Origin of the sequence: Bacillus sp. FSL L8-0193, from assembly GCF_037976065.1 — a bacterium.
Lineage (GTDB): Bacteria > Bacillota > Bacilli > Bacillales > Bacillaceae > Bacillus > Bacillus paralicheniformis.
On the sequence record NZ_CP150261.1, the window covers coordinates 2,176,221 to 2,199,837 of the forward strand.

Consider the following 23,617-nt stretch of genomic DNA (forward strand, 5'->3'; position numbering starts at 1 on the left):
CCCTTTCTTACTGTGCCACCGCTTCTTTTGATGAAGCAGCCGCAGACGGTTCAATCTTTTGCTTCGTACCGGCTTCAAACGCGTACATCAGCGCTTCTTCATCAGACAAGCCGGCTTCTTTTTGCTCTTTAATCCGCTCTATCATTTGCTTGAAGTCTTTCGGAATCACTTTCACAAACCGGCCGACGGCCTCTTCCCAATGATCAAGTATCGAAGCTGCTTTTGAGCTTTCAGTATATCTGTAATGGTTTTCGATCATCGTTTTCAGTTCGGCGATTTCCTCAGGTGCTTCAAGTGTTTCAAATTCGATCATTTCAGGATTGCATTTCCGTTTAAAGGCTTTTTTGTCTTCGGTGTACACGTAGGCGATTCCGCCTGACATGCCCGCGGCAAAGTTTTTGCCGACGTCGCCGAGAATAGCGACGCGTCCGCCGGTCATGTATTCGCAGCCATGGTCGCCGATGCCTTCAACGACAACGCTGACTCCGCTGTTTCTGACGGCAAACCGTTCGCCGGCGAGTCCGTTAATATAAGCTTCTCCGCTTGTAGCACCGTAGAACGCAACATTTCCGACAATAACATTTTCACGGAATGCAGGGTTGAATTCGTCAGGCGCTTTGACGGCGATTTTTCCGCCTGAAAGACCTTTGCCGATATAATCATTGGCATCCCCTGTCAAATACATTGTCATTCCTTTTGGTACGAACGCGCCAAAGCTTTGCCCCGCTGAACCTGTGAATCTGAGCGTAATCGTATCTTCAGGGAGGCCTTCTTCGCCGTAGCGCTTAGAAATTTCACTTCCGGTTATGGCTCCTGTTACACGGTTGATGTTGCGGATTTCAAAGGATGCTTCCGCAGACGTGCCGTTTTCAACAGCTGACTGGACGGCGGGTAGAATTTGCGTAATATCAAGTGATTCATCGATTTTGTGGTTTTGCGGCGTACGGAATGTGCGTGCGCCTTCCGGCTGATATAGCAGGTTTGATAAATCGAGCTGACCCGCTTTCCAATGTGCTTTCGCCCGTTCGCTGACACGAAGGACATCCGTGCGGCCCACCATTTCATCAACTGTTCTGAAACCGAGCCGGGCCATCAATTCGCGAACTTCCTCTGCGACAAAGAGCATGTAATTCACGATGTGATCCGGATCGCCCATGAACTTTTTGCGCAGCTCAGGGTTTTGCGTCGCTACCCCGACAGGGCAAGTATCCAAATGACAGGCTCTCATCATAACGCAGCCGAGAACAACGAGCGGCGCTGTGGCAAAACCGAATTCTTCGGCTCCTAAAAGCGCAGCCATGACAACGTCTCTGCCGGTCATTAATTTGCCGTCTGTTTCCAATACGACGCGTTCGCGCAAACCGTTCATCATCAGTGTTTGATGAGCTTCTGCGAGTCCAAGCTCCCACGGAAGGCCGGTATGCTTAATGCTTGTTTTCGGTGAGGCTCCAGTGCCCCCGTCATAGCCGCTGATGACGATGACATCGGCAGTCGCTTTGGCGACTCCGGCTGCAATCGTGCCGACACCGGCTTTAGCGACAAGCTTTACACTGATCCGTGCATCGCGGTTGGCGTTTTTCAAATCGTGGATCAACTGCGCCAAATCTTCAATCGAGTAGATGTCGTGGTGCGGCGGCGGTGAAATCAAGCCGACCCCAGGCGTAGATCCGCGTACATTAGCAACCCATGGATACACTTTGTTGCCAGGAAGCTGTCCGCCTTCTCCAGGTTTTGCACCCTGCGCCATCTTAATTTGCAGCTCATCGGCATTGACGAGATAATGGCTCTTCACACCGAAACGGCCTGAAGCGATTTGCTTGATCGCGCTGCGGCGGTTATCGCCATTTGCGTCTGGGGTAAAGCGCGCCGGATCTTCTCCGCCTTCCCCGCTGTTGCTTTTTCCGCCGAGACGGTTCATTGCAATCGCCAGCGCTTCATGGGCTTCCTTGCTTAAAGAGCCGAATGACATCGCCCCTGTTTTAAAGCGGCGCACAATCGATTCAGCAGATTCGACCTCTTCAAGCGGCAGCGGCTTCCGGTTTTCATCAAATGAGAAGAGATTGCGGAGAAAACCGATTCTTTCTTCATCAGCTGCTTTCGAATATTGTTTAAACAGGCTGTAATCACCTTTGCGGCATGCCCATTGCAGCGTGTGAATCGTTTTCGGGTTAAAAGCGTGGTGCTCCCCGCCTTTTCTCCATTGAAAATCGCTTCCCGAATCAAGCGTTTCGCTGAATGTATCTTCATACGCTTCCCTGTGGCGGCGCTTCGCTTCTTCGGCAATCGTATCCAGACCGATTCCGCCGAGCTGTGATGCCGTTCCTGTGAAATAGCTGTCTATGACGTCTTTGCTGATCCCAACCGCTTCAAAAATCTGTGCGCCCCTGTAGCTTTGAACAGTGGAAATACCCATTTTGGACATCACTTTTACGACGCCCTCTGTCACGCTTTTGCTGTATTTTGTAACGGCCTCTTCATAGCTGATGGAAAGTGCTCCGTCTTCAATCGCCTGCTTGTATGTCGCATACGTGAGGTACGGATGAATGGCATCCGCTCCGTAGCCGATCAAGGCGGCAAAATGGTGAACTTCGCGCGCTTCACCGGATTGGGCGATAATGCTGACTTTCGTACGTTTTCCCGCGCGGACTAAATACTGATGCAAGGCACTGACGGCTAGCAGCGCAGGAATCGGCGCTTTCTGACCGTCCATTTTGCGGTCGGATAAAATAAGGAGAGTCACGCCTTCGGCGATCGCTCTGTCCACTTCTTTAAACATATCTTCGAGGCCGCTCTTCAAGTCGTCTGTAAAGAGCGTATGAATCGTCTTGCTTTTGAAATCCTTATGCACAAGTCCTTTTAAAGAATTGAACTGTGCGTTTGTCAAGACCGGTGTATACAATTTAATCCGGCGGCAGCTGCTTTCATTCGGATGGAGAATATCGCCTTCCGCTCCGAGCCATGTCAATGTCGAAGTGACGATCTGCTCACGGATTGCATCAATCGGCGGATTTGTAACTTGTGCAAACAGCTGTTTAAAATAGTTGAACAGCGATTGCGGACGGTCTGACAACACCGCCAGCGGGACATCGTGGCCCATTGAACCGAGCGGGTCTTTGCCTTCTGTAATGACAGGAATTAAATATTTGTGAATATCTTCGTACGTAAAACCGAATGCTTTTTGGCGGGTCAATAGGTCAGGCACAGATTTTTCTTCGGTTTCCTCAATATCGTTTGAGACATGAACCAGTTCTTTACTGAGCCATTCCTGGTACGGAAACTCCCCGGCGATTTCGGATTTGACTTCTTCATCGGAGATAATCCGCCCTTCTTCAAGATCAACAAGAAGCATTTTCCCGGGATCCAGCCGGTCTTTATATAAGATGTTTTCCTGTTCGACATCAATCACGCCGACTTCGGAGGAAAAAATAAGGTAGTCGTCTTTAGTGACATAATAGCGAGCGGGTCTGAGCCCGTTCCGGTCTAAAATGGCTCCGATCTGTTTTCCGTTTGTAAATGAAATCGCAGTCGGGCCGTCCCATGGCTCCATTAAAGAGCTGTGATATTCGTAAAATGCCTTCTTTTCTTTTGACATGTACGGGTTCTCGTTCCACGGCTCCGGAATCAGCATCATTGCAGCATGGGCCGGATTCCTTCCAGCCAGAACAAAGAATTCAAAAGCGTTATCCAGGATCGAGGAGTCGCTTCCGTTTTCATCGAGGATTGGCAAAACCTTTGGCAAGTCTTCGCCGAACGCTTCGGAAACAAACTGCTGCTCCCTCGCTTTCATCCAGTTCATATTGCCGCGCAGCGTATTGATTTCCCCGTTGTGGATCAGATAGCGGTTCGGATGTGCCCTTTCCCAGCTCGGAAACGTGTTTGTGCTGAAACGGGAGTGAACCAATGCAAAAGCTGAGACGAAGTCCTCGTCCTGTAAATCTTCATAGAAAGCATCAACCTGCTCGGGCGTTAAAAGTCCTTTATATACGATGGTATTGCTAGAGAGGCTGACAAAATAGAACGTTTTGTCGTGTTCTTTCGCCCAATTTTCGGCCTGTTTGCGAATGATGTACAACTTCCGTTCGAATGCCAGATTGTCTTTCAGCGCTTCATTTGCTCCGATGAATACCTGGCGGACGACTGGCGCGCTTTTCTGTGCGACTGTTCCGATTTTTCCGACATTTACAGGTACAGTTCGCCAGCCGAGCACCGTCTGTCCTTCCTGTTCGATCAGCTCGTTAATGCGCGCTTCGGTTTTTTCGCGCCCGCTGTCATCCTTAGAAAAGAAGATCATCCCGACGCCGTAGCGTCCTTTTTCAGGCAAGTTGAAACCGGCGCAGACTTTTTTGAAAAAAGCATCCGGAATCTGCATCATGATGCCTGCTCCGTCTCCGGTATGCGGGTCACTGCCCTGACCGCCCCGGTGGTCTAATTGGCAAAGCATTTGTAATCCTTTTTTGACAATATCATGAGTAGGAAGGCCCTTCAAATGAGCGTAAAGGCCGATTCCGCATGCATCATGTTCAAATTCAGGACGGTAGAGACCTTGTGCCTTTGGTAGTTGATTATAAGTCATTGTTCCTCTCCCCCGTTCATTTTTCCCGTTTGTCCCCGGTCATAAAATCTTACAAACTCTAATCCTATTGTAGGTTTTCAAATCTATACAAACAATATATAATTTAGATTAAAACTATCTCATTTTGAGATGAGCAGGTGAAACAACGATGGAATTACGCCAATTGCATTATTTTATGGAAGTTGCAGAAAGAGAGCACGTATCGGAAGCGGCCATGCACCTTCATGTCGCTCAGTCGGCGATCAGCAGGCAGATCGCCAATCTCGAAGAAGAGCTCGGTGTTGATTTGTTTGAGCGCGAAGGCCGCAATGTGAAGCTGACTCCGATCGGGAGACAGTTTTTAGACCATATTAAAACAGCGATGAAAGCGATCGATTTCGCGAAGGAACAAATCGATGAGTATTTGGACCCGAATCGCGGGACCGTTAAAATCGGTTTCCCGACAAGCCTTGCGGGCCAGTTCCTCCCGACGGTTATTTCCGCTTTTAAAGAGGAGCATCCTCATGTCGCTTTTCTTTTAAGGCAGGGATCTTATAAATTTTTAATCGAAGCGGTGAAAAACAGGGATATCGATTTGGCTTTTCTCGGTCCTGTTCCGTCAAATATCGCTGAGATTAAAGGGGACATTTTGTTTTCGGAAAGCCTTTTGGCACTCGTGCCGATCAATCATCCCCTATCAGGCCAGCAAAGCCTTCATCTCGGCGATCTCAGAAATGATCAGTATGTGCTGTTTCCAGACGGATACATCCTTCGAAAAATGGCTGTTGATGCATGCAAGCAAGTAGGATATACGCCTAAAATTTCCTCAGAGGGCGAAGATTTGGATGCGATCAAAGGGCTGGTTTCTGCTGATATGGGTGTGACGCTTTTGCCGGAAAGCGCCTTTAATGAAACGGCTCCCCGTTTTACAAAGAAGATCCCGATTGATTATCCTCAAGTAAAGCGCACAGTCGGAATCATCACCCCTAAAAACAGGGAGCTTTCCCCTTCTGCAAAAGTCTTTTATCAGTTCGTAAAGAAGTTTTTTTCTCGCCTTCAGCAATACCAATAGCCAGTATGACAACGAATTCAGCCGGGCGCAAAAGCTTGGCTGTTTTCATTTTATCATAAACAATGATTAATGTCTGAATTTTCTGTCCTTTTATTCTCTGCGCATCTCTTCTATTGTAAAAAGCACATCTTATATATGTATGTTTATCCCCTTTTTTTATGCTGATTTTTCATACTGACGCCAGTTTTTTCTGCCTGGAAACGGACTCGCCTGCACTGGCTGCAGCCTGGAACCGGCCTTTGACTCGTCAAAACCGCTGAAGTGAATGACATATTCCGTCAGCCGGATCGCGCCGTCACAAAGGACCGAAAAGGCGATCATATCGCCGCTCCCGTGATGAAGTTTTAAAAAAAGCCGCCATTCAGGCGGCTTATCGTTTCATTTTATTCCTTACTTTTTCGGCATATCGGCATGGATTAAATAATGAATCAACGCCTTTTGCTCTTGTTCGGAAAAGCCGCTTTTGGCGTCGATCCAGAATTCATGCCCTTTGCCGGTTACCCTGACCGCTTTTAAGTCGGGCGATTCCGAATTGCTTTTGACGACCTGCTGTCTTAAATCTCTGTCGATCATCGCCAGCAAACTGTTATAAGGATCCGCCTGCTTACCTTTTATGACCGTCTTTGGTAAGCCTGTCTCTTTTAATGAGCTTCCCACTGCAACCCCTCCGTCGTGCAAATAAGGAGCGCGCCAGTAAACGCCGATCAGACTCGGCACTTTGTACCCGCCTTTGGAATCTCCCTGCGCCCAGGAAAGCTTGATCTGTTCGGGGTCAAACCCGGCTGTCGGGACTTTCAGGATCTTCGGTTTGCGCGGCAGAGGCACCGGTGTGTCAGGCGAATGAATAAGGCTTTTCCCGAATATGTTTTCCGTTTTCTTAAAAGACCGGGCCCTTGTCGGCTCGGTTCCGATTTTTTCAACCGAGATGACCTTGTTGTTCGTCAAATACCGGCCGGCATGACAGGATATGCAGCCCGCTTGTTCAAAAACACGCCTGCCGCGCCTGACGGTTTGGCTGTCGGTTTTTTGCCGCGGATCAGGAGGTCTAAGTGTATTTTGCCAGGCGGATACAGCGTTGTTTTCTTCATTCACTTTTCGTCCGGGTGAGCTCACAAGTACGCCGTCGGGCGCCGCCAATGTGATGTTAGGATAGTTTGGCGGCTTGACCATTTGGTTGACGCCCGGTACTCCGGGAGTGGGATCGGCTTTTTTGAAAAACGCAGTCGGACTTTCCTTTTTTTTCGACTGATACCTGTATGTTGAGACGGGAGCCCTTTGCAGGATCGTCCCATTATAAACATCTTCGCTCATGCCGAAAAGCGCCCGGCTTGCCGGGGCTTGCGAGAGGCTGTCCGAATTTTGCGCATGAACATTATTGCTGAACACAGTCAAGCCTTTAAAAGGACCGGCCATTGCCGAACCGCTCCAGCTGTACGGATGGTCGCCCAATGTATAGGCATCCGGAATCTGCGTGGGATTGCTTTTCATATCGATCGTCGAGTCGAAAAAACCTCTCGGCCACTTCAGGAAAATGCGATCGACCGCATCTTCGAGGCGGTCCGGATCGGGAAGGCGTTCTTTTTTGCCGTTTCTGGCAGTGATCACAGGGCTTTTATCATTCATAAATTGTTGAATATTATCAATTTCGGCATGTGTAAAATAAGCCGCTGAATTTGTCGCCAGCGCCAGCATCAGCCCTGTATTTAAATCAGAGTTTGTCACGCCTTCCATCACCTTCATCGTTTTCGGATCGACTGCGGCGTGGCAGGCCGCACAGCTGATGCCGGCTTTGATTTTTCCGTCAGCGTATTTGAAAGGCATGCCGAGCGGTGCGTATGCCCCTTTTGGAACATCAATGCCGGTGTCGATCTTCTCGCCTTTTTTAAAGATTTTCCCGCCGACCTTAACCGTTTCAGCTAATTCGATGCGCAAGTTCGTCGTCCCTTTCCCTTTCAATCCGGCAATGGCTTTCGTCATGTTGGCTGCTGTAATGGGACCGTCAAGGAGTCCGATGATATCTGTCAAAAACACTTCGTTGCCGAAAGTTTCCTTATAAAATGTCTCCCGTCCCAAGTCGAGAAGGCGGTCATCAACCTTTACAGCTCCCTCCTCTGCGGAGGCGGGCTTGTCCGGTGTAAATGCTCCCCATAGATCGTATCCGTGCACTCGTTTTTCTTTTGAGATGACTTTTTCTTTAGGAGGCATATATACATATTCCGGTTCAAGATGTCTGACCGTGATATAGCCAATTACGGCTAAAATCGCGATGATAGCAAATGCGGCTAACCATTTATGCTTTTTCATCATTGACCCACCTTTCTAATTGAATAGGATTCCCCAGAGCTGCCGTGAATCATTTAGAACGTATTACCAGCTATAACTTCCGGCGTCCCATGCCAGAATATGCATATGATGGGATTAAAGGAATGAGGCCATTTTGAAAAAGCTAAGCATTGTTCTTGCCATTTTTATATGTGCGTTAATTTCATTTATTATATGGCTGAATGCCGGGAATGAAAAATTGGGACTCCCGGATGAAGAAGCAGAGGCCGTCAAATCCTCCAAAAAACCGGTCATTGTCCTTATCATCGACTCTTTGATGGATCAGCCTTTGAAAAAAGCGATTCAAGCAGGCCGCGCCCCGGCATTAAAATTCTTTCTTGAAAACGGTCATTATGAACCTGAAGTGGTAAACGCGTATCCGACCATGTCGGTTTCGATTGACAGCACCCTGCTCACCGGAACTTATCCGAATATCCACCGCGTTCCCGGGCTCGTCTGGTATAATCAGGATGAACAGAGAATTGTGAATTACGGGAGCGATAAAAAAGAAATCGCGACACTCGGCATCAAACAAACGATCGAAGACGGGATATTTTCTCTTAATCACCGCCATTTAAGCCGAAAGGTGACAACGGTCCATGATGATTTGCAAGTGCGAGGAAAACAGTCGGCATCCATCAACGGGCTCATATACAGAGGGCCTGACCGCCACGAATTAAATATCCCGCCCCCGCTCAAAAAGCTTAAATTGATGCCTGAACATATGACGGTAAACGGGCCGGCTCTTTTTTCGTTCGGCCGCTTTGCCCAGCTCGATCCCAATAACTCCTACCATCATATTTGGCAAGGTTATGGCGTTAACGACAAGTTCACAGCACAGGAAGTGGCCTATTTAATTAAAAAGAGGAAGCTTCCTGCGCTGACTGTCGCCTACTTGCCCGATTTTGACCATGATGCACACAAAAAAGGCCCGATGGACATGAAAGGCCTCGAAAAAATGGACCAGCAGCTGCAGTGTATATTGAATGCATATGATTCTTGGCGCGATGCGGCCGAAAAAGCGGTATGGGTCGTCATGGGTGATGGCGGGCAGACAGCGATCGGACGCGATAAAGACAAGGCCGCCATCCGGCTTCATTCGCTTTTTAAAGGATACCGGATCGCTAAAATAAACGAAGCCCACGATCGAAACGCCCAGCTTCTTTTTGCAGTAAACGACAGAATGGCATACATTTATGTCACGGATCGAAACATGCCGCTGCAAGGTGCCGTCAATGAATTGAAAAAAGACGAACGGATCGCTTTCACAGCGTGGAAAAAAAGCGGCTGGATATATGTTGATTCGAAGCGTTCTTTAAAACCGCTTCGGTTTCGTCCAAAAGGCGGCTATCAAGATCCTTACGGGCAGTCATGGACGATCAGCGGAGATTTTTCTTTATTGGACATTAAAGCAGACGGCGTCTCGATCCAATACGGCGATTACCCGGATGCTCTTGCCCGCCTGTACAGCGCCATGCATTCGCATCGCGGACAGTTTGTGATCGCCGACGCGAAACCCGGGTTCCAATTTGCCGGCGAAAAGTCTCCCCTCCATTTTGGCGGAGGCGGCCATGGCTCACTTTATAAAACGGATAGCTTGGCTCCGATGATCATCGTCGGTTCGGAAAAAGTTCCGGAACATCTTCGCCACCTTGAAATGAAAGATTTTTTTATGAAGCTCGTACAATGACCCGGTCATGTCATCAATGATCGGGTTTTTTCTTTTTTATAAGTTTCTTCTTTGACAATCTTTTGTTGTTCTATGTATGATAATACCGTGTTTTAGTTTATTTACTTAATTAATTAAAATGGAGAAGCAGGTGCTTTTTATGAAACAAGATAAAGTCAGCCGCAAGACCGTTGTGCAGTTGATCGAAGCTTTCAACCGGCTGCGGTATGCGGAAATGAAGCAGTCTTTTCCTGCAGTTGAATGGAAAAAGACTGAGGCAAAAGCGCTGATGCTTTTAAATGAAGCAAGCGGTGAAGGCAAAATGGCATCCGAAATCAGCCGCGCTCTGCATGTCACCTCCCCTTTCGTCACGCAGATGTTGAACAGAATGGAAAAAAAAGGGCTCGTTTTTCGGCGCATGGATGAGGATGACAGGAGGATCGTCCGGATTTTTTTAACCGATGAAGGAAAAAAAGCGGCGGACGATGCGCTTAAAGGGCTGAACCGGTGGTTCCTGCAGCTCACTCGGTTTCTGGGCGAGGATGAAAGCAGGCAGTTCGCCGATTTGATTCATAAGTTATCCGAGTTTATCGAACACGGAGAAAAAACAAGTGAAAAGAAGGTTGAAAAATGATCTCACTCTTAAAATATTTAAAGCCTTATAAGCTGCAAGTGATTCTTGTCGCTGTTTTTACTTTGCTGAGCAGTGTGCTTGAGCTTTATTTGCCGACGTTAATGGCAGATGTCGTTGATGTCGGAATCGTGAACGGCGACATGCCATTCATATTGAGAACCGGAGGCTGGATGATCGCCTGCTCCCTTCTGGCCATCATCATGACTGTCGGAAAAGCGTTTTTCGCTTCGAAAACAGCCCTCGGCTTTGGAAGGGATATCAGGCGCAAGCTGTTTGTCAAAGTTGAACACTATTCAATGGATGAATTCGGAAAAATCGGTTCTGCTTCTCTCATTACCCGTACCACAAATGATGTCAAGCAAGTCCAGGATGTACTCAACATGATGCTTTCATTGATGACAAGAGCGCCGTTAATGCTGGTCGGCGGTATTGTGCTTGCCGTGTCCAGAGATGCCAAGCTGTCGATTATATTTCTGGCCGCTCTCCCGATCCTTGCGGGGCTGATTTTTCTCATTACAAGAAAAGCTGTTCCCTTATTCGGCGTTCTTCAAAAAAAGACGGATCGTCTCAACCTTGTTCTCAGGGAAGGTTTGACTGGAGTTCGCGTCGTTCGCGCCTTTAACCGAGTTGATCAAGAAAAAGCCCGTTTTCAAAAGGCAAACGAAGAGTTTCGCGATACAGGCATCGCCGTCAACAGAATCATGGCTTTTCTATTTCCTGTCATGATGATTATGATGAATTTCACGAACATCGCGATTATCTGGTTCGGAGGCATCCGCATCGATCAAGGCAGCATGCAGGTCGGGAACTTAATGGCTTTCCTTCAATATGCATCCATGATTCTAATCGCGCTGATCATGCTTGCGATGACATTCGTGATGATCCCAAGGGCTCAGGCATCTGCCGACCGCATTAACGAAGTGCTGTTAACAGTGCCTTCGATTACCGATCCGAAAGAGCCGCAGAAAGACAGCGGCTTGCGCGGTTATGTGGAATTTCAAGATGTGACTTTTCGTTATGCCGGAGCTGAAAAGCCCGTTCTCGAAAATATTACGTTCAAGGCAAAACCGGGTGAAACGACTGCGATCATCGGCAGCACAGGGGCCGGAAAAACGACGATTCTTCAATTGATCCCGAGATTTTTCGATATTGAAAAAGGGTCTGTGCTTGTCAACGGAACAGATGTCAGAAAGATGGCGCAAAAGGAGCTTCGCGCGAAAATCGGCTATGTCCCGCAAAAAGCTTCAATATTCAGCGGGACGATCAAGGACAATATCCGATTTGGCAAAGAAGATGCAACAGATGAAGAAATTTTGGAAGCACTTGAAACGGCACAGGCTTCCGAGTTTGTGGAAGGCAAGGAAAATGGAATTGAATCTGATATCGAGCAGGCCGGAGCCAACCTTTCAGGCGGCCAGAAACAGCGGCTTTCCATCGCCCGGGCATTGGTCAGAAAACCGGAAATTTATTTATTTGACGACAGCTTTTCGGCGCTTGATTACAAAACGGATCAAAAGCTGAGAAAAGCGCTTCAGAAAACCACCGCTGATGCCGCCGTCATTATTGTTGCCCAAAGGGTAAGCACGATTACAGATGCGGACCAAATCATCGTATTAAATGAAGGAAAAATAGCCGATATCGGCACCCATCAACAATTGCTTGCTGAAAATGGAATTTACCAGGAAATTGTGGCATCACAGCAGGCCGAGGAGGAAAGCGCATGAGCCAACAACAAAAGCATCACGGCTCGATACCAAAAGGAATGCACGAGACAAAACCGAAAGAATTTAAAAAGACCCTCTTGAGATTGGCCCGCTATTTAAAACCGCGGACCTTCCAGCTGGTGCTCGTTGTCTGTGCTGCAATATTGGCGACGTTGTTTAATGTCATCAGTCCAAAACTTCTCGGAGATGCGACCTCTTCCCTTTTCGCAAGCTTTACAGAAGGCACCGGTGTTCAATTCGGCTTTCTCGGCCGGATCACGATGATCCTGGCAGGACTGTATCTGCTTTCTGCTTTCTTTACGTTCTTGCAGCAATACCTGATGGCCGGCGTAGCCCAGAAAACGATATACGAAATGCGCCAGGAAGTGAATGAAAAGCTGACGCGACTCCCTTTAAAGTACTATGACAAGCATTCGCATGGCGATACGCTCAGCCGCGCCGTCAATGATATTGACAATATTAATACGTCACTGCAGCAGGCGCTGACGCAAATGATTACGTCTGTCATTACGATAGTCGGAATCATCGTCATGATGCTCCTGATCAGCCCTGTGCTGACGCTCGTCGTCTTCATCACGGTTCCGCTCAGCATGCTCGCTGTCCGATTTATCGCCTCATTTTCGCAGAAACACTTCGGCACGCAGCAGAAAGAACTCGGCGACATCAACGGACACGTTGAAGAGATGTTTACAGGGCACCAGGAAGTAAAGGCATTCGGTCATGAAGAAAAAGCGATTCAGCAATTCGATGAAGTGAATGAGCGTCTTTACCAGTCAGGCTGGAAAGCGCAGTTTATTTCAGGTCTGATGATGCCGATCATGACATTCATCGGCAACCTCGGCTATGTGTTTGTCAGCATAACCGGCGGTATTTTCGTTCTTAACGGCACCCTCTTAATCGGAGGCGTGCAGGCTTTTATCCAATACACGCAGCAATTTTCCCAGCCGCTCGTTCAAGCTGCCGGAATCGCGAATACAATCCAATCGGCAATCGCATCCGCCGAAAGGGTGTTCAGTCTTTTAGACGAAGACGAGGAAACCGAGGAAACGCCGGCTTCCATCGATACCGGCGCATTAAAAGGCGATGTATCGTTTGAACGTGTCGCCTTCGGCTATGATAAAAACGTTCCGGTCATCCGCGATTTAAGCCTCCATGCCAAAGAAGGCCAGACAATTGCGATCGTCGGACCGACTGGTGCAGGAAAAACGACGATCATCAATTTGCTGATGCGGTTTTATGAATTAAACAAAGGCAGCATCAAGGTCGGCGGCACTGACATCAGCGAACTGTCGCGCGAACAGGCCAGAAGCATGTTTGCGATGGTTTTGCAGGACACATGGCTGTTCAACGGCACCATCCGCGAAAACATCGCCTACGGACGTGATGGCGCAACAGATGAAGACATCATCAGGGCGGCAAAAGCCGCCTATGCCGACGATTTTATCCGTACCTTGCCGGACGGCTATGATACGGTACTGGGCGAAGATGCCCAAAACATCTCGCAAGGGCAGCGGCAGCTCCTCACGATCGCGAGAGCCATTTTAGCCGATCCGAAGATTTTAATATTGGATGAAGCGACTAGCAGTGTCGACACCCGGACGGAAATGAATATTCAAAAAGCGATGAACAAACTGATGGCTAACCGCACGAGTTTTGTCATCGCCCACCGTCTTTCTACCATTAAAGATGCCGACCTGATTCTTGTGATGAAAAACGGAGATATTATTGAAAAAGGCAGCCATGAAGAGCTTCTCCGCGAGAACGGTTTTTACGCCGATTTGTATAACAGCCAGTTCTCCCGGGAAGAAGCCGTAAGCTGAAAGATCGAGGCCGTACCTGATCAGGTGCGGCCTCGTTTTTTTCATCCATCTCTGAGCTGATGTTCCCGGTGTTGTGAGCATACCTCGCCTTTTTTCCTTTTTTAGATCCGATACTTTCGGCCAATTGACAATTTTTTCATGATATGTCCGTTGAAACCGTTGTAAAAATAGTGATAACGTAAAGATTGAACCGGTTCATCATGTATAAACGATTCATGTTAAAGGAGAGAGTTGACGTGGCAAATTCAAATTCACTTCAATCAAGCAAGCACTATGCCAATTGGATTCCGATGAAAGAAATCAGCTCCAGTAATGACCGGCTGTTTCCGTTCCCGATTTATAACCGGATCAGAAAGACGTCTCCTGTGCGTTACGATGATGAGCGAAAATGCTGGGATATCTTTTCGTATGAAGACGTTCAATTCGTGTTAAAAAACCCGAAGCTTTTCTCTTCAAAACGCGGCGGTAATATGGAAGGAAAAAGCATATTAACAATGGACCCGCCGAAACACACAAAAATGAGGGCCATCGTTAATAAAGCTTTTACGCCGAAAGCGGTGAAAGAGCTTGAGCCGCATATCGAAGAAGTGACGGCTTTTTTATTTAACGAAGCGAAACAGAAGGATTTGTTTGATGTGGTGGATGACTTGGCTGCTCCCCTTCCCGTCATTATCATTGCTGAACTTTTGGGCGTTCCGGCTGAAGACCGCCTCATGTTTAAACATTATTCAGACATCCTTGTCGCAGGTGCGGAAGACCGCTCGGCTGAAGCCGCTGAACAGATGTACAAACGCCGTGAAGAAGGCAATCGGTTTTTGGCGGATTATTTTAAAAACATTATCAAGCAGCGCAAAAAAGAGCCAAAAGACGACCTGATTTCGCTTTTGCTACGGGCAGAAGTTGACGGCAAGTCGCTGACAGAAGAAGAACTGCTGAATTTTTGCATCATTCTTTTGGTCGCAGGCAACGAAACGACAACTAACCTGATCGCAAACAGCGTCCGCTATCTCACCGAAGACAAAGCCACACAGGAAGCCGTAAGGCAAGATTTGTCCCTCGTTCCTGTTTTTGTTGAAGAAACACTGCGGTATTATCCGCCCGTGCAAGCAATCGGCCGCACGGCGGCTGAAGACCTTGACATCAAAGGCGTGCGGATTGCAAAAGGTTCCACGGTGATCAACTGGGTCGCTTCAGCGAACCGTGACGAACTGAAATTTGACGACCCTGACAGCTTTAAGCTTGATCGTAAATCAAACCCTCATATGAGCTTAGGCTTCGGCATCCACTTTTGTCTCGGTGCTCCCCTTGCCCGGCTTGAAGCGAAAGTCGCACTCGATTACTTGCTGCGGCATGCATCCGTGGAAAAGGACAGCTCAGAGGAGCTTGAAGCGATTCAAAGTCCGTTTGTCTTCGGCGTCCGTCATCTCCCCGTACGCCTTTCGCAAAAATAGCACGAAAAAAGGACAGGCTGTTTCAAGCCTGTCCTTTCCTGATTGTTTAAGGGTTTGTAGACCACATGCCCGCTGATTTAATAAAAATGCGCGGATGCAGTTTAAGTTGGGCAACCATGTATTCCGCCAGATCTTCAGGCTGCATGACGCGTTCCGGATTGCCGTCTGTTAATTTGGAGTCGATTGCCAAGTCCGTCGCAACCGTGCTCGGTGTAAGAGCACTCACGCGGATATTGTGCTTTCTGACTTCCTGCATCAGCGATTCGGTCAGTCCGAGTACCGCGAACTTAGACGCGCTGTAGGCGCTTGTCCCGGCTGCTCCCCTTTGGCCTGCTGTAGAAGAAATATTAATAATATCGCCGGCTTTTCTTTCGATCATTTCAGGCAGAACGGCGCGTGTTACATTATAAACTCCCATCAGATTCACCTGGACAATATTTTCCCACTCCTCGGGGGATTGCTCAAGAAATCCTGCAAACCCGCCGATCCCGGCATTGTTAATGAGAATGTCGATTTGTCCAAGCTCTCCTTTTACGGATTGGACTGCACGTTCTACAGCTGTTAAATCCTTTACGTCAGCTGCGGCTACAGATACTTTTACGCCGAACGCCTTTAATTCCTCTGCTGCTTTTTCAAGATTCGCAGCTGTACGGCCGATAAGGCCGATATGTACACCTTCTTTTGCAAGGGCAATCGCTGTGGCGCGGCCGATCCCTCTTCCCCCTCCTGTAATCAGAGCGGTTTTGTTTTGTAAAGATTGCATATGAAAAACTTCCTTTCTATATGTATCACACGTTTAAATTATAGGAAAACAAACTACGTTTTTGCAAATATGACGACTTGTGAAGAATAAACCGCCTGCGCAGCTGGCATCTTCCGCGAACCGACCGGATTAAATCGGCCATCGTTATATTCGATTGCATGAAGAAACAAAAAAAGAACCATGGTTTTACCAGGTTCTTTTAATATTGCATAAAAACAGACGCGATGATATAATCAGATCACGCACGTTTAAAATTAAATGTCATAGATATCCCATCTTACATTTTAAGTCTACCATATCGGAAAGCTCTTGTCAAATTTTTTTTCGAAGGAGAGATGCAGAATGAGTCATTTCGTTCTCGGTTTTCATGAAATGGAAAAAACACAGCTTTTGCTTGTCGGGGGAAAAGGGTTAAATTTAGGGGAATTATCAAAAATTCAAGGAATACAAGTACCAGAAGGCTTTTGCGTCACGACAGCAGGATTTCAAAAAGCCGTCAAAGGAAACGAAACGTTCCAAGCGTTGCTGGCTCAACTGGCCATGCTAAAAGTTGAGGATCGGAATCAAATTAGTGACATCAGCAGGAAGATTCGGCAAATCATTATGGAAGCAGAAATTCCTGCTGATGTTGTGAAAGCAGTTGCTCACTATCTCTCTCAATTTGGCGAGAAACATGCTTATGTAGTGCGTTCTAGCGCGACTGCCGAGGATTTGCCGCATGCTTCTTTTGCAGGTCAACAAGATACCTATTTAAATGTTATCGGCAAGGATGCGATCTTGCAGCATATCAGCAAATGCTGGGCTTCCCTGTTCACGGAGCGCGCGGTCATCTACCGTATGCAGAATGGATTCGATCACAGGCAAGTTTATTTATCCGTTATCATTCAAAAGATGGTTTTCCCGCATGCTTCAGGAATTTTATTTACCGCTGATCCGATGACTTCCAACCGGAAACTGCTTTCAATCGATGCCGGTTTTGGACTTGGAGAAGCTCTGGTCTCCGGCTTGGTCTCTGCCGATTGTTATAAAGTGCAAAACGGACAAATCGCCGATAAGAGAATAGCAGCCAAGAAATTGGCGATTTATGGACGAGCACAAGGCGGAACAGAGACAAAGCAGATCGATCCTGATCAGCAGATGTCTCAAGCACTCACTGACGGGCAAATTTTACAGCTGGCACGTATCGGAAGACAGATCGAAGCTCATTTCGGCCAGCCGCAAGATATCGAATGGTGTTTGGCTGATGATACATTTTATATTGTTCAGAGCCGGCCGATCACGACTTTATTCCCGATCCCTGAAGCGAATGATCAAGAAAATCACGTCTATCTATCTGTTGGTCATCAGCAAATGATGACTGATCCCATTAAACCGTTGGGCTTGTCTTTTTATCTGTTAATTACTCCTGCACCTATGCGTAAAGCCGGCGGGAGATTGTTTGTTGATGTTGCGCCTAGGCTGACGACACGTGCCGGCCGGGAAGCTTTATTAAACACCGTGGGAGCAGATCCGCTTACAAAAGACGCACTCATGACCGTAATCGAGCGAGATTTTATAAAATTGATGCCAAATGATCAAACAGCACCGATTCCGGGCAACGGTCAAACAGATATGCCGGTGCAATTCGAGAACGATCCGACAATCGTTTCTGATTTGATGAAGCGCAATCAAACATCGATCGAAGAGTTAAAGCAAAACATCCAAGCGAAATCGGGATCGGATTTGTTTGATTTTATACTGGAAGATATCCAGCAATTAAAGAAGATCGTATTTGACCCGCAAAGTACGGCTGTGTTTATGGCTGCTATAAATGCGACAACATGGATCAATGAAAACATGAACAAGTGGCTAGGCGAAAAAAACGCCGCTGATACCCTTTCTCAATCTGTACCGGGCAATATTACTTCGGAAATGGGTCTGGCGCTGATGGATGTCGCGGATGTGATTCGCCCTTATCCAGAAGTGATTGATTATTTGCAGCATGCAAAAGAAGATCACTTTCTCGATGAACTGGTTAAGTTTAATGGTGGAAAGGAAATCCAAGACGCTATTTATGATTATCTCAGCAAATACGGAATGCGTTGTCCTGGAGAAATTGATATTACAAGACCTCGCTGGAGTGAAAAACCAATTACACTTGTCCCCATGATTCTTAGTCATATCAAAAACTTCGAGCCTAACGCCGGCAATCGAAAGTTTGAGCAAGGGCGGCGGGCTGCTTTGGAAAAAGAACAAGAGTTAATTGATCGATTGAAGCAATTGCCGGATGGTGAACAAAAAGCGAAAGAAACAAAACGAATGATCAACCTCATCCGGAATTTCATCGGCTACCGGGAATATCCAAAATACGGCATAGTCAGTCGCTACTTCGTATATAAGCAGGCATTGCTGAAAAAAGCCGAACAACTCGTACAAGCGGGCGTTATTCATGAAAAAGAAGATATATACTACCTCACTTTTGAAGAGCTTCACGAAGTCGCACGCACAAAAAAAATAGATAACCAGATCATCAGCAAACGGAAAGACGAGTACAAATTATATGAAAAACTAACTCCACCGCGTGTGATCACGTCTGATGGCGAAATCATTACAAGTGCGTACAAACGAGAAAATTTGCCGCCTAATGCGATTGCAGGCCTGCCTGTTTCTTCCGGAGTGATAGAAGGAAGAGCACGTGTCATTTTAAACATGGAAAATGCCGATCTGGAAGATGGAGATATATTAGTCACCTCCTTTACCGACCCAGGCTGGACACCATTATTTGTATCCATAAAAGGCCTGGTCACCGAAGTCGGCGGATTGATGACCCACGGAGCAGTGATCGCACGCGAATATGGCCTGCCGGCAGTCGTCGGAGTGGAGAATGCGACTGGGCTGATAAAAGATGGGCAACAAATTCGCGTGCATGGCACAGAGGGATATATCGAAATATTGTAATGGTGTCTGTTGCCCAAATAAATACGGGAGTCGACAGTGCATTTAAAAGAACTCTTCAGATTTAGTATCTATCAGGGAAAGGATCCGGAGATAATTTTCTTCAGTCAGAACAGCTGCCAGCAATACAGGTAAATTATACCTGTAATAATCGGCTGATTTGACTGAAAAGATGATCTATGTCCTTCCCTCCCTGTCTTTTCATAATCATCCATACGTTAACTTCAAAAGATGAACCTGACAATTTTATTGTAAATATGGGTGAAACCGAGTATACTCATATAGTTGCCAATCATGAAGAAAAACAATGAACGGCGGTGGAGACACGTTATTATATAAGATGAAAAACGAAAGAAACAAATTGGGACTCCGGATATCTGGGAATCCTACATATCATTTGTCGTCATGTTTTTGGGTAAATTGTATTACAGGAGGTTTGATATGGAGAAAAAGTTTAATTCCAAAGCAATATTAGTCACCTTCATGATTGGTGCATTTTTTGCAATATTAAATGAAACGCTGTTGAACATCGCATTAACAGAGCTGATGGAAGTCTTTCACGTTGATGCCCCGACTGTTCAATGGCTGGCAACCGGATTTATGCTTGTCATGGGTGTTTTAATGCCTATTTCCGCTTTACTGATTCAATGGTTCACGACAAGACAGATGTTTATCGGCGTCATGTCGATTTTTTTAGTCGGAACCATCATCGCCGCTTGTGCAGTGAATTTTCCGATGCTCTTGACGGGGCGCATGATTCAGGCGGTCGGTACAGGTCTCTTGATCCCTATTATTATGAACGCGCTCTTGCTCATTTATCGGCCTGAAGTCCGCGGGAAAATCATGGGGACGTTCGGTTTGGTCATCATGTTTGCTCCGGCGATCGGCCCCACTCTTTCGGGCGTCATTGTTGACATCCTCGGCTGGCGCTGGCTGTTTATTATCGTCATCCCTTTTGCAGTATTTTCAATCTTGTTTGCGGTGAAGTATTTGCAAAATGTCGGAGAAGCGACGCGCCCGCGGGCTGATTTTTTATCGATCGTTCTCTCAACCATCGGGATCGGCGGAATCGTATACGGATTCAGCAGTGCCGGAGAGGCTCCGGAAGGGTTTCAGTCCCCTCTGATCATCGGTGTAATCATCGTCAGCCTGATCAGTATCGTGTTGTTCGTGCTTCGTCAGCTGAAGCTTGAACAACCGTTGCTCGATGTGCGTGTGTTCGCCTATAAAAATTACACGCGCGGGGTCTGCCTATTTGTGATTGTCATTATGGCGATGTTCGCTTCCGAAATCGTGATGCCGATGTATTTGCAAGGACCGCTTGGTTTTACAGCCAAAGCAGCAGGGCTTTTACTTTTGCCCGGGGCCTTGCTAAACGGTCTCATGTCACCGGCCATGGGCGCTTTATTCGATAAGTTCGGGCCGAGAAAACTCATCATTCCGGGTACGATCGTTCTCGTCGGCGTGATGTTTTTCTTCAGCAGGATCAATCCTTCTGTGCCGGTCTGGGCGTTTATTATTGTGTACATCATCTTGATGCTGTCGATCTCAGCCATCATGATGCCTGCGCAGACGAATGCATTAAACGAATTGCCGAAACATTTATATCCTCATGGAACGGCAATCGCCAACACGCTTCAGCCTGTTGCAGGCGCACTCGGTGTTTCGGTGTTCGTCAGCATCATGAGCCAAGGCCAGAAAAGCTATCTTGCCGGACAAGAAGCCGCAAGCCCACAAATCGTGCATGAAGCGATGACACACGGTGTTCACCATGCCTACTGGTTTGCGCTTGCTTTATGCTGTATCGCTTTCTTTACCGCTTTATTTATTAAAAAAGCGGTCGCGCCTGATTTTGATAAAGAATAAACAAAAACTTAAAGGATGTCCTTCCAGGGGCATCCTTTTTTATCGTTGTTCTGCCGCGATTCTTTCGGCTCTTATTTTCAGAATTGACGAGATTTTGTGATATAATGCTAGAATCATATTCATTTTATCGGAAAGGAACGGATTCCATGGAGTCATTTGTTGATCAAAAAGACGGGATTTTCAAATCCGTATGTTCGCTCGACTGCCCGGATCAATGCGGGCTGCTCGTTCATAAAAAAGACGGAAAAATCGTTAAAATACAAGGCGACCCGGATCATCCGGTCACACAGGGCAATATTTGCAATAAAGTCCGCAATATGACGGAGCGTATTTATGATCCCAAACGGCTGAAAACTCCGCTGAAACGGACGGGTCCAAAAGGTGACGGGATTTTTGAACCGATCAGCTGGGATGAAGCAATTGAAACGATTCGCTCCCGCTGGCAGTCGCTCATTGAACAGGAAGGCCCCGAAAGCATTCTGCCCTACAGCTTTTACGGCAATATGGGGAATTTGACGGCTGAAGGAATGGACAGGCGCTTTTTTCACCGCCTCGGGTCGAGCCAGCTTGACCGGGCGATTTGCACTCCTGCCGGTTCTGTCGGCTATAAATACACGATGGGCGGAAGCATCGGCACAGACCCTGAAGATACAACGGAAACAAAACTGTTTATCTTTTGGGGAATCAATGCAGTCTCAACCAACATGCATCAAATCACTATTGCTCAAAAAGCCCGGAAAAACGGTGCAAAAATCGTTGTGATCGACGTTCATAAAAATCAGACAGGGCGGATGGCGGATTGGTTTATTCCGATTCGTCCCGGCACGGACAGCGCGCTTGCGCTTGGCATTATGCATGTCTTATTCGAGGAAAATTTGGCTGATGAACCATTTCTGAAAGAATTTACAGTCGGCCATGAAGAGCTCCGTCGCCATGTACTGCAATACGATCCCGCCACTGTAGAGGCAATCACCGGCGTATCCCGGAATGATATTATCGAGCTCGCCCGCTTGTACGGCCGCACCTCCCCTTCCCTGATCCGGATCGGCAACGGTCTTCAGCATCATGACAATGGAGGAATGATCGTTCGCACCATCGCGTGCCTGCCCGCGATCACGGGCCAGTGGACAATAAAAGGAGGCGGGGCGATCAAAGGCAACACGGCATTTTTGGCCTATAATACAAAAGCTTTGCAGCGCCCCGATTTATTAAAAGGCAGAACGCCGAGAGTCATCAACATGAATCAGCTCGGCAAAGCTCTCTTAGAAACCGAACCTCCGATCCGTTCGCTGTTTGTGTACAGCAGCAATCCGGCCGTCGTCGCGCCGGAGGCAAACAAAGTCAGAAAAGGGCTTGAGCGCGAAGATTTATTCACGGTTGTTCACGATTTATTCCTGACGGAAACGGCACGGTATGCCGATATTGTCCTGCCGGCTTCTTCCGCTTTTGAAAACACGGATTTCTATACGTCATATTGGCACCATTATGCGCAAATTCAGCAGCCTGTTATTGAGAAATATGGTGAGAGCAAGTCAAATACAGAAGTATTTAGACTTTTGGCTGAGGCGATGGGCTTTGATGATGAGCCGCTGAAAGATTCCGACGAAGAGATGATCAGACAGGCGCTTGATTACCCTGATAATCCGTGGCTCGATGGCATTGACTACGACAGCCTGACTGAAAAGCATTTTGTCAAAGCAAATCGGAAAACAATTTTTCCTGATCAACTGCCAACGCCGAGCGGAAAAATTGAATTGTATTCAAAAATGATGGAGCAGCACGGCTATCCGGGCCTGCCGACTCATACCCCGCTTGTTGAAACAGACAAGTATCCATTTTTATTTGTGCCCGGACCGAATCACAATTTTTTAAATTCGACCTTTTCAAACAATGAAAAGCATATTAAATTAGAAAAGGAGCCGAAACTTCACTTAAATATAAAGGATGCCGAAGAAAAAGGCATCGAAAATGGAGATTTGGTGAAAGTTTGGAATGACCGCGGATCATGCATCCTGCCCGCTGCCGTCGGAGAAAACGTCCTTCCGGGCGTCGCCGCAAGCCAAGGATTATGGGCGGATGCAGAAGGAAAACATTATCTCGTCAATGCGCTGACGCCCGATCGTTTAGCTGATATGGGCGGTGGTGCAACTTTCTTTTCTGGAAGAGTTCAAATTGAAAAAATATGAACGTGTACAAAAGACCGGTTGTAACAAAACCGGTCTTTTTTCACTTTGCCTTCTTTAAAGTTTTCGCATAATCGGCGGCAAACGCCGTGCTGTTTTTCAAAAACTTGATAATGGTTTGCAGTTCCTCCTCTGAATATCGGCTTAAAAATCCGGCAGATTCTTGCGCCAAGTCTTGAAAGATACGAGAGATCTTCTCCAGGTTTTCCGGGATCAGCTCGACTAAAAGACGCCTTCTGTCGGACGAATCCCTGATGCGTCTGACATAGCCCGTTTTCTCAAGGCGGTCGATCACGCCTGTGATCGCTCCCGTTGTCAGCCCGCTTTTTGCGGCAAGCTCCCCCGCTGTTACTTTACCTTCCCGCGAGATGATCTCAAGGCATTTATGATCTGTTGCGTTCAGTCCGATTTTCTCGCCGATCGCCTCGTGCAGAAAAATGGTTGCGGTGCTGTGAAACCTCAACTGCTGTATCAGCTCGTTGAGCAGCCCTTCTCCTTCAATATGATTTGTTCTTGACATCGGCAACACCCTTCTATAAAATCATTATGTCTTAGCAGCTAAGATATTTATTTCCTGATATAAATGATCATAACAGGATGAAGCGTCCATGCCAAACGCTGCTTTAG

The 23,617-nt window shown here is 47.3% G+C and carries 14 protein-coding genes; 9 read left to right on the top strand and 5 right to left on the bottom strand.

Translation table 11 applies throughout. The annotated features are described in order from the left end of the window. Positions 1 to 7: 7 nt before the first annotated feature. A complete protein-coding gene (gene gltB / locus MHH76_RS10820; protein ID WP_043054334.1) occupies positions 8 to 4,573 on the bottom strand; it encodes a glutamate synthase large subunit in 4,566 nt (1,521 codons plus the stop codon). A gap of 148 nt (positions 4,574 to 4,721) precedes the next feature. On the opposite strand from gltB, the gene MHH76_RS10825 reads away from it, so the two are divergent. Then, positions 4,722 to 5,624 carry a LysR family transcriptional regulator gene (locus MHH76_RS10825; RefSeq protein WP_020451722.1) on the top strand — a complete coding sequence of 301 codons (903 nt, stop codon included), beginning with the start codon at positions 4,722 to 4,724 and terminating at the stop codon, positions 5,622 to 5,624. A 156-nt stretch (positions 5,625 to 5,780) separates the two neighbouring features. Here MHH76_RS10825 and MHH76_RS10830 read toward each other — a convergent pair whose 3' ends face one another. Further along, positions 5,781 to 5,945 (bottom strand): hypothetical protein, encoded by a 165-nt coding sequence (locus tag MHH76_RS10830; RefSeq protein WP_020451723.1) that lies wholly within the window; start codon positions 5,943 to 5,945, stop codon positions 5,781 to 5,783. Between the two features lie 69 nt (positions 5,946 to 6,014). Next, positions 6,015 to 7,931: a di-heme oxidoredictase family protein gene (locus MHH76_RS10835; protein WP_043054335.1), complete on the bottom strand. Its 1,917-nt coding sequence runs from the start codon at positions 7,929 to 7,931 to the stop codon at positions 6,015 to 6,017. 130 nt (positions 7,932 to 8,061) lie between these two features. Here MHH76_RS10835 and MHH76_RS10840 point away from each other — a divergent pair, with 130 nt between their 5' ends. From MHH76_RS10840 to MHH76_RS10860, 5 genes are all read left to right on the top strand, one after another. Beyond that, positions 8,062 to 9,636, top strand: coding sequence for an alkaline phosphatase family protein (locus MHH76_RS10840; protein ID WP_043054336.1), 1,575 nt, complete (start codon positions 8,062 to 8,064; stop codon positions 9,634 to 9,636). 139 nt (positions 9,637 to 9,775) lie between these two features. Then, positions 9,776 to 10,249 carry a MarR family transcriptional regulator gene (locus MHH76_RS10845; RefSeq protein WP_025811346.1) on the top strand — a complete coding sequence of 158 codons (474 nt, stop codon included), beginning with the start codon at positions 9,776 to 9,778 and terminating at the stop codon, positions 10,247 to 10,249. Continuing rightward, on the top strand, positions 10,246 to 11,973 hold the full coding sequence (locus tag MHH76_RS10850; RefSeq protein ID WP_043054337.1) for an ABC transporter ATP-binding protein: 1,728 nt from the start codon (positions 10,246 to 10,248) through the stop codon (positions 11,971 to 11,973). Before MHH76_RS10845 ends, MHH76_RS10850 begins: the two co-directional genes overlap by 4 nt. After that, positions 11,970 to 13,793, top strand: a complete 1,824-nt coding sequence (locus MHH76_RS10855; RefSeq protein WP_020451727.1) for an ABC transporter ATP-binding protein — start codon at positions 11,970 to 11,972, stop codon at positions 13,791 to 13,793. The genes MHH76_RS10850 and MHH76_RS10855 overlap by 4 nt, the downstream gene beginning before the upstream one ends. 236 nt (positions 13,794 to 14,029) lie before the next feature. After that, entirely contained in the window at positions 14,030 to 15,244 is a 1,215-nt protein-coding gene (locus tag MHH76_RS10860) for a cytochrome P450 (protein ID WP_080781403.1), read from the top strand. A 46-nt stretch (positions 15,245 to 15,290) separates the two neighbouring features. On the opposite strand, the gene MHH76_RS10865 is transcribed toward MHH76_RS10860, so the two are convergent. Beyond that, entirely contained in the window at positions 15,291 to 16,007 is a 717-nt protein-coding gene (locus tag MHH76_RS10865) for a 3-ketoacyl-ACP reductase (protein WP_020451729.1), read from the bottom strand. Between the two features lie 342 nt (positions 16,008 to 16,349). On the opposite strand from MHH76_RS10865, the gene ppsA reads away from it, so the two are divergent. From ppsA to MHH76_RS10880, 3 genes are all read left to right on the top strand, one after another. Next, entirely contained in the window at positions 16,350 to 18,944 is a 2,595-nt protein-coding gene (gene ppsA, locus MHH76_RS10870; RefSeq protein ID WP_043054338.1) for a phosphoenolpyruvate synthase, read from the top strand. A 438-nt stretch (positions 18,945 to 19,382) separates the two neighbouring features. Beyond that, entirely contained in the window at positions 19,383 to 20,807 is a 1,425-nt protein-coding gene (locus tag MHH76_RS10875; RefSeq protein ID WP_026579590.1) for an MDR family MFS transporter, read from the top strand. A gap of 146 nt (positions 20,808 to 20,953) precedes the next feature. Continuing rightward, on the top strand, positions 20,954 to 22,993 hold the full coding sequence (locus MHH76_RS10880; RefSeq protein ID WP_268441376.1) for a molybdopterin oxidoreductase family protein: 2,040 nt from the start codon (positions 20,954 to 20,956) through the stop codon (positions 22,991 to 22,993). Positions 22,994 to 23,033: 40 nt separating this feature from the next. Here MHH76_RS10880 and MHH76_RS10885 read toward each other — a convergent pair whose 3' ends face one another. After that, a complete protein-coding gene (locus tag MHH76_RS10885) occupies positions 23,034 to 23,510 on the bottom strand; it encodes a MarR family transcriptional regulator (protein ID WP_020451733.1) in 477 nt (158 codons plus the stop codon). Positions 23,511 to 23,617 lie beyond the last annotated feature (107 nt).